At 31.5% G+C, this 6,597-nt stretch carries 3 protein-coding genes; 2 read left to right on the top strand and 1 reads right to left on the bottom strand.

All coding sequences use genetic code 11. The annotated features are described in order from the left end of the window. Nucleotides 1–157 precede the first annotated feature (157 nt). The gene (locus P8K68_RS14265) at nt 158–4,471 is read left to right on the top strand and encodes a CusA/CzcA family heavy metal efflux RND transporter (RefSeq protein ID WP_300252414.1); all 4,314 of its coding nucleotides are present in this window, start codon (nt 158–160) and stop codon (nt 4,469–4,471) included. A gap of 3 nt (nt 4,472–4,474) precedes the next feature. After that, on the top strand, nt 4,475–5,608 hold the full coding sequence (locus P8K68_RS14260; protein ID WP_300252411.1) for an efflux RND transporter periplasmic adaptor subunit: 1,134 nt from the start codon (nt 4,475–4,477) through the stop codon (nt 5,606–5,608). A 12-nt stretch (nt 5,609–5,620) separates the two neighbouring features. Here P8K68_RS14260 and P8K68_RS14255 read toward each other — a convergent pair whose 3' ends face one another. Beyond that, nucleotides 5,621–6,538: a M28 family peptidase gene (locus P8K68_RS14255; protein WP_300252408.1), complete on the bottom strand. Its 918-nt coding sequence runs from the start codon at nt 6,536–6,538 to the stop codon at nt 5,621–5,623. Nucleotides 6,539–6,597 lie beyond the last annotated feature (59 nt).

Below are 6,597 nucleotides of genomic sequence, written 5' to 3'. Positions count from 1 at the left end.
AGAGTCTAATTTTGAAATTATCTGAGAAAACAAAGTTATATTTGTCATAGGAGAAAGGTGTTTTTTGTGTTGCACCACAAAGATAACTTTGCGGAACAAATTTCCCTTTCTCTTTTATTAAACGTTTAGGACGCTATTGATTATTTATATAAGAATTATGTTAGAAAACATGATAAAATTTAGCTTAAGGAATAAGCTAGTTGTTTTGTTATTTATAGCCTCTGTTGTTGGTTTCGGGATTTATTCTTTAACTCAAATTCCTATTGGGGCTGTCCCTGACATTACCAATAACCAGGTGCAAGTTATAACAACTTCCAGAAATTTATCTACACAAGACATTGAACAGTTTATAACCTATCCTGTGGAGCTTGAAATGGCAAATCTTCCAGGTGTTCAAGAAATTCGATCGGTTTCAAAATTCGGATTATCTGTAGTTACAATTGTTTTTGAAGATAAGCTTGGTACGTATCTTCCAAGACAATTAATTGCTGAAAAAATTAAATCTGCTTCAGAGAAAATTCCAAAAGGTTTTGGTTCCCCAGAAATGGGTCCGATAACCACAGGTTTAGGCGAGATTTATCAATACATTTTAGATGTAAAACCCGAATTTAAAGACAGGTATTCTTCAACTGATTTAAGAACTGTACAAGATTGGATTGTTAAACGTCAACTTTCTGGTATTCCTGGTGTAGTAGAGGTAAATACCTGGGGCGGTTATTTAAAGCAATATGAAATTGCCATCAATCCGCAAAAACTTAAAGCTATGCGCATTAATTACATAGATGTTTTTGATGCTTTAGAAAAAAACAACAGTGTTGCTGGTGGCGGTTATATTGAAAAAACAAATAAAGCTTTTTTTATTCGTGGTGAAGGTTTAGTAAACTCATTAAGCGATATAGAAAACATTGTTGTAAAAAACGATGGCATACCTATTTATATAAAAGACATTGCACAAATTGGTTTTGGAAGTGCCACACGTTTTGGTGCTATTACTGGAAATGGTGAAGGAGAAAAAGTACTTGGGCAAGTCATGATGCTTAAAGATGGTAATTCTAAAGAAGTTATTGATGCTGTTAAGGAGCGTGTAGCTTCTATACAAAGTTCTCTGCCAGAAGGTGTTTATATTAATGGGTTTTTGGAGCGAAGTGAACTTATTGGAAAAACAACGTTTACGGTAGCTGAAAACTTAATTTTAGGGTCGCTCATAGTTATTTTTGTAGTGGTTTTACTATTAGGAAATTTACGTTCCGGACTCGTCGTTGCTTCAGTTATTCCTTTGTGTTTATTATTCGCTATTTCTTTAATGAATATTTTTGGGATAGATGCTAATTTAATGAGTTTAGGTGCAATTGATTTTGGAATTATTATTGACGGTGCCGTTATAATAGTTGAATTTATTGCCTATCAAATCACGAGTCAAAGTTCAAAAATTTCATCCCTTTCTAAATCAGAACAACAATCTCAAATTGACTCTATAACAGAGAAAAGTGCCTCAAAAATGATGAATTCTGCCATATTTGGGCAACTTATCATTCTTATTGTATTCATTCCTATTTTATCGTTAAGTGGTGTTGAAGGAAAAATGTTTAAACCTATGGCACTTACCTTTAGTTTTGCATTAATAGGTGCCATGATTTTTTGTTTAACCTATGTCCCCGTAATTTCATCTGTATTTTTAAAACCGAGCAAACAAAGTGATAAAAACATATCGGTTAGGTTAATGAAATTCTTAACCAAACTTTACAAACCAACTATTCATTGGGCATTGGAAAATAAGAAAATAGTAATTTCACTTGCTGGACTTTTACTCGCTACTAGTATATGGATTTTTACAACTATGGGTGGTGAATTTGTACCCACTTTAGATGAAGGTGATTTTGTTATTCAACCTGTTTTAAAAACTGGAACTTCTTTAAGTAAGACCATAGAAATCACAACTAAAATTGAACAAATTCTTTTAGAAAACTTTACTGAAGTAGACCAAGTGGTTAGTAGAATTGGTGCTGCTGAAGTACCTACAGACCCCATGAGCATGGAAGAAAGTGATGTTATTATCAAACTAAAACCAAAAAGCGAATGGGTTTCTGCTGAAAGCAAAGACGAATTGGCCGATAAATTTAAAAAAGCACTCTCAATTATACCTGGCATGGAAGTGGAATTTACACAGCCTATTGAAATGCGCTTTAATGAGCTTATTACAGGGGTTAGAGCCGATATAGCAGTTAAAATTTTCGGGGAAGATTTGTCCGTTTTGGCAAACAAAGCAAATGAAATTAAATCGCTTATTAAAAATGTGGAAGGCGCTTCAGACATTATTATTGAAAAAGTAGAAGGCTTACCCCAAATGAGCGTGACTTACAACCGAAGTAAACTAGCACGCTATGGTTTAAATATTTCAGATATCAACCAAATTGTATCTATGGGGTTTGCTGGAAAAACAATGGGAAGTGTTTTTGAAGGTGAAAAACGTTTTGACATGGTCATCCGTTTAGATGATGAACATAGAACAAATATTGAAAATCTTGAAAATCTATTTATAGATGTGCCTAATGGTTTAAAAATACCATTAAGTGAATTAGCCGAAATAAAATACACTACAGGACCTGCTAAAATTTCTAGAGACGACACAAAACGCAGAATTGTTGTAGGTATTAATGTTAGAAACAGAGATTTAGAGTCTGTAGTAGATGATGTTCGCAAAATTATTGAAAGCAAATTAAAACTTCCTGTAGGTTACAGCATCAATTATGGCGGCCAATTTGAAAACCTGCAAAGTGCCAAAGCCAGATTAATGATAGCCGTTCCTATCGCACTCGTTTTAATATTTATACTACTACATTTTGCCTTTGGTTCTATAAAAGAAGCAGCTATGGTTTATTCTGCAATTCCACTTTCAGCAGTTGGTGGTATTTTACTATTATGGTTTAGAGACTTACCATTTAGTATTTCTGCCGGTGTTGGTTTTATTGCCCTATTTGGTATAGCTGTTTTAAACGGTATCGTTTTAATCGAACATTTTAAAGAACTTAAAGAAGAAGGCTTTACTAACATTGAAGAACTTATAAAAAGAGGTACTATTGAACGTTTAAGACCAGTTTTATTAACTGCAGCAGCAGCAGCTCTTGGCTTTTTACCAATGGCCATTTCTACAAATGCAGGTGCTGAAGTACAACGCCCATTAGCCACGGTTGTAATTGGTGGTTTAGTTACTGCAACGGTTTTAACACTCATTGTTTTACCTGTTTTATATGCTTGGTTTGAAGAAAAAAAAGAAACTAAAATGAAGAAAAAAACAATCGCATCAGTAATCATTATTTTATTGTCGATTTCTACATATGCTCAAAACAAACCTTTTACAGTTAATGAAGCTGTTAATTTGGCTATTGAAAATAACGCAGACTTAAAGGCGTCTTCTTTAAAAACCAACGAAGCCAAAACCTTAGTTGGAAGTGCTTTTAGTTTTGACAAAACATCTGTTTATTATAGTTATGACGAAAATAACTTAGCTCTAAATGGGGAGCCTCTCAAGGTTTTTGGACTAGCTCAAGATTTTAAATTTCCCACGGTTTACTTTGCTGACAAGAAGGTTAATAAAGCAAAATTTAATTTGCAACAATCAAACTATAATATCAAGTTAGAGGTTCTAAAACGTGATGTTAATTTGGCGTATTCAAATTTGAAGTATGCCAAAAACAAAGCTAAAACTTATAAGTTTTTAGATAGTTTGTATGAGAAATTTGTAAGCGCTTCTATTCGTCGTTTTGAATTGGGAGAAACTAATTATTTAGAAATGATTAGTGCAAAATCTAAACAGAAGAAACTTGAAACCGCCTACAATCATTCGCTACAAGAGGTGCTTTTAGCAAAAGAACTATTAAAAAAACTAATACAAATAGACACGTTTTTAATTATTAATGAACCTTTAAAAAAACTGGAATTGCAAAATATTTCTATAGAAAAAAATGTGGGTTTTTCATTTTACGAAAACTCTAAAAGCTATTACAAAGCATTAAATCAGCAAGAAAAGCAAAACCTTTTACCAGATTTAAGTGTAGAATATTTTCAAGGCACCAACAGCACTTTAAACACCAATATTAAAGGCTATCAATTGGGAGTAAAAATTCCATTATTTTTTAGTGGGAATACTTCAAAAATAAAAGCTTCAAAGATTGCACAAGAAGTTGCAGAAGCTGAAAAACAGGATTATAAAATTAAATTAAATGCTGAATACCAATCACTATTAGCAAAACTTAATCAACATAATGAAGCTATAAGTTATTATGAAACACAAGGGAAAACCCTTTCGGAAGAAATTATAAAAACTGCGGAACGCACATTTAAAGAGGGTGAAATTGATTTTTTTCAATACATACAGAGCATAGAAACGGCAACCGATATTGAACTCTCGTATCTTGACAACCTTAATGCTTATAACCAAACAATCATCACTATAAATTATCTTATACTTTAAAAAATGAAATATCTATATATCATATTATTTTCGCTAGTATTTATAGCCTGTGGAAATTCAGAAAAAAATAATGAAACTGTTATTGAGGCATCAATAAACGCAAATGAGATTATTATTAGTCAGTCACAATTTACAAGTGAGAACATGGAATTTGGCAAACTAGAGGAACAGTTATTCAATCATACTATTAAAACTACTGGAATGATTGATGTACCCCCGCAAAATAAAGCCATAATAAGTGCCTTTCTCGGTGGTTATATTACAAAAACACCATTATTAATTGGAGATAAAGTTAAAAAAGGACAAGTTTTAGTTACTCTTGAAAATCCTGAATTCATTCAAATACAACAGGAATATTTAGAAATTTCCGAACAGCTTAATTACTTAAAAGCAGAATTTAACCGGCAAAAAACACTTTTTGATGAAAATATTACATCTCAAAAAAACTTTTTAAAAGCAGAAAGCGCTTATAAGAGTAACATGGCACATTTTAATGGATTGCGCAAAAAATTAGTGATGTTGAATATAAACCCAACTTCTGTTGAACAGGGACGTATAGCATCAACTATAAACTTATATTCTCCTATTGAAGGTTATGTAACAAAAGTGAACATAAGTAATGGAATCTATGTATCACCATCTGATATTATTATGGAAATTGTAGATACAAATCATATTCATTTAGAATTATCTGTTTTTGAAAAAGATATTTTGAATGTAAAAAAAGGGCAGAAAATTGACTTTAAAATCCCCGAAGCATCAAATGAGATTTTTGAAGCAGAAGTTCATTTAGCAGGCACAACAATAGATAAAACAAGTAGAATCGTACTAGTGCATGCTCATTTAAATGATGAATCTAAAGCCAATTTTATTGTTGGAATGTATGTGGAAGCAGATATTATTACCGACTCTAAAAAAAGTTTAGCCTTACCTAAAAAAGCTATTATTGAAATAGATGAAAATTACTTTATTCTAGTTTTAATGAAAAAAGAAAATGATACATTTTACTTTGAAAAAATGAAAGTGAATCTAGGAGTACAGACTGAAACGTTTGTGGCTATTTTAAATCCTGATGATTTTTTAAATGAAAAAATTCTAATAGAAGGTGCGTTTATGCTTGGAGAAAGTGGGGACTAAATCTGTTTTTTTTTAAAGTTTAGAATGATCTATCTTTTCAAATACAGAAATAATGGTTTTTACAGCTTCAGTATAAAACTCTGGATGAATATTTTCATAATCATCTGTAGGTTCATGATAGTCCTTGTGGTCTTCAACACCAAAATATAAAAACGGGACACCTTTTTTATAAAAATTAGCATGGTCTGAAGAATATGTCCAATTATCTAAACCATCATATCCATCATGACCAGTAACGAGTTTTATTTTATTTTGGCGTTTAGAATCTAAAACTAAAGACTTTAATTTATTGTTTTCTGAGGTTCCAACAACATATAATTCTTTCTTATCACTTCGACTTATCATGTCCATATTCAAATTAACAATAATATCTTGAAATTGGATAATTGAATTTTCTACAAAGTATTTAGAACCTTGAAGCCCTAATTCTTCTCCATCAAAGGCAGCTAAAATCACTGAATGCTTTGGAGATTTATTTTTTAAATATTCCGCGAAAGCAAACAAAGCACCTACTCCTGAAGCATTATCATCTGCGCCATTATAAATTTTGCCATATTTAACACCTTCATGGTCGTAATGTGCACTTATAACTATATATTTTTCAGGGAAAGTCGTTCCTTTAATGCGACCTAATATATTTGTAGCATTATATTGTTTTCTATTATTAACAAATACAAAATGCTGTTCGAAAGATTCACCTAAAGACTTTACTTTTAAAGTATGAAATTGATTGATTATATACTTTCTGGTTTTAGAAGCACCATTTGTCCCTGTTCTTCTCCCTTCAAAAACATCAGATGATAACGATTCAACATGTTTAAGAAGTTCCTTTTCGTCAAATAAAGCAAAAGAATCAGGTAATTCTTGGGCAAAAACATCTACTACCTGAAGCGTTGAAAAGAAAATTATTAATAAAAGAATTTTATACATAAACATTATTAGCGAATGAATATTCTTATTTAATACTCATATTATTAATAGCAAAGCCC

Origin of the sequence: Algibacter sp. (assembly GCF_029245835.1) — a bacterium.
GTDB lineage: Bacteria > Bacteroidota > Bacteroidia > Flavobacteriales > Flavobacteriaceae > Algibacter_B.
This window is presented reverse-complemented; position numbering and strand designations above follow the sequence as displayed.

Excerpts from the sequence above, each read along its gene's own strand:
- P8K68_RS14265 (WP_300252414.1), top strand. The coding sequence starts at position 158 with ATGTTAGAAAACATGATAAAATTTAGCTTAAGGAATAAGCTAGTTGTT.
- P8K68_RS14260 (WP_300252411.1), top strand. The coding sequence starts at position 4,475 with ATGAAATATCTATATATCATATTATTTTCGCTAGTATTTATAGCCTGT.
- P8K68_RS14255 (WP_300252408.1), bottom strand. The coding sequence starts at position 6,538 with ATGTATAAAATTCTTTTATTAATAATTTTCTTTTCAACGCTTCAGGTA.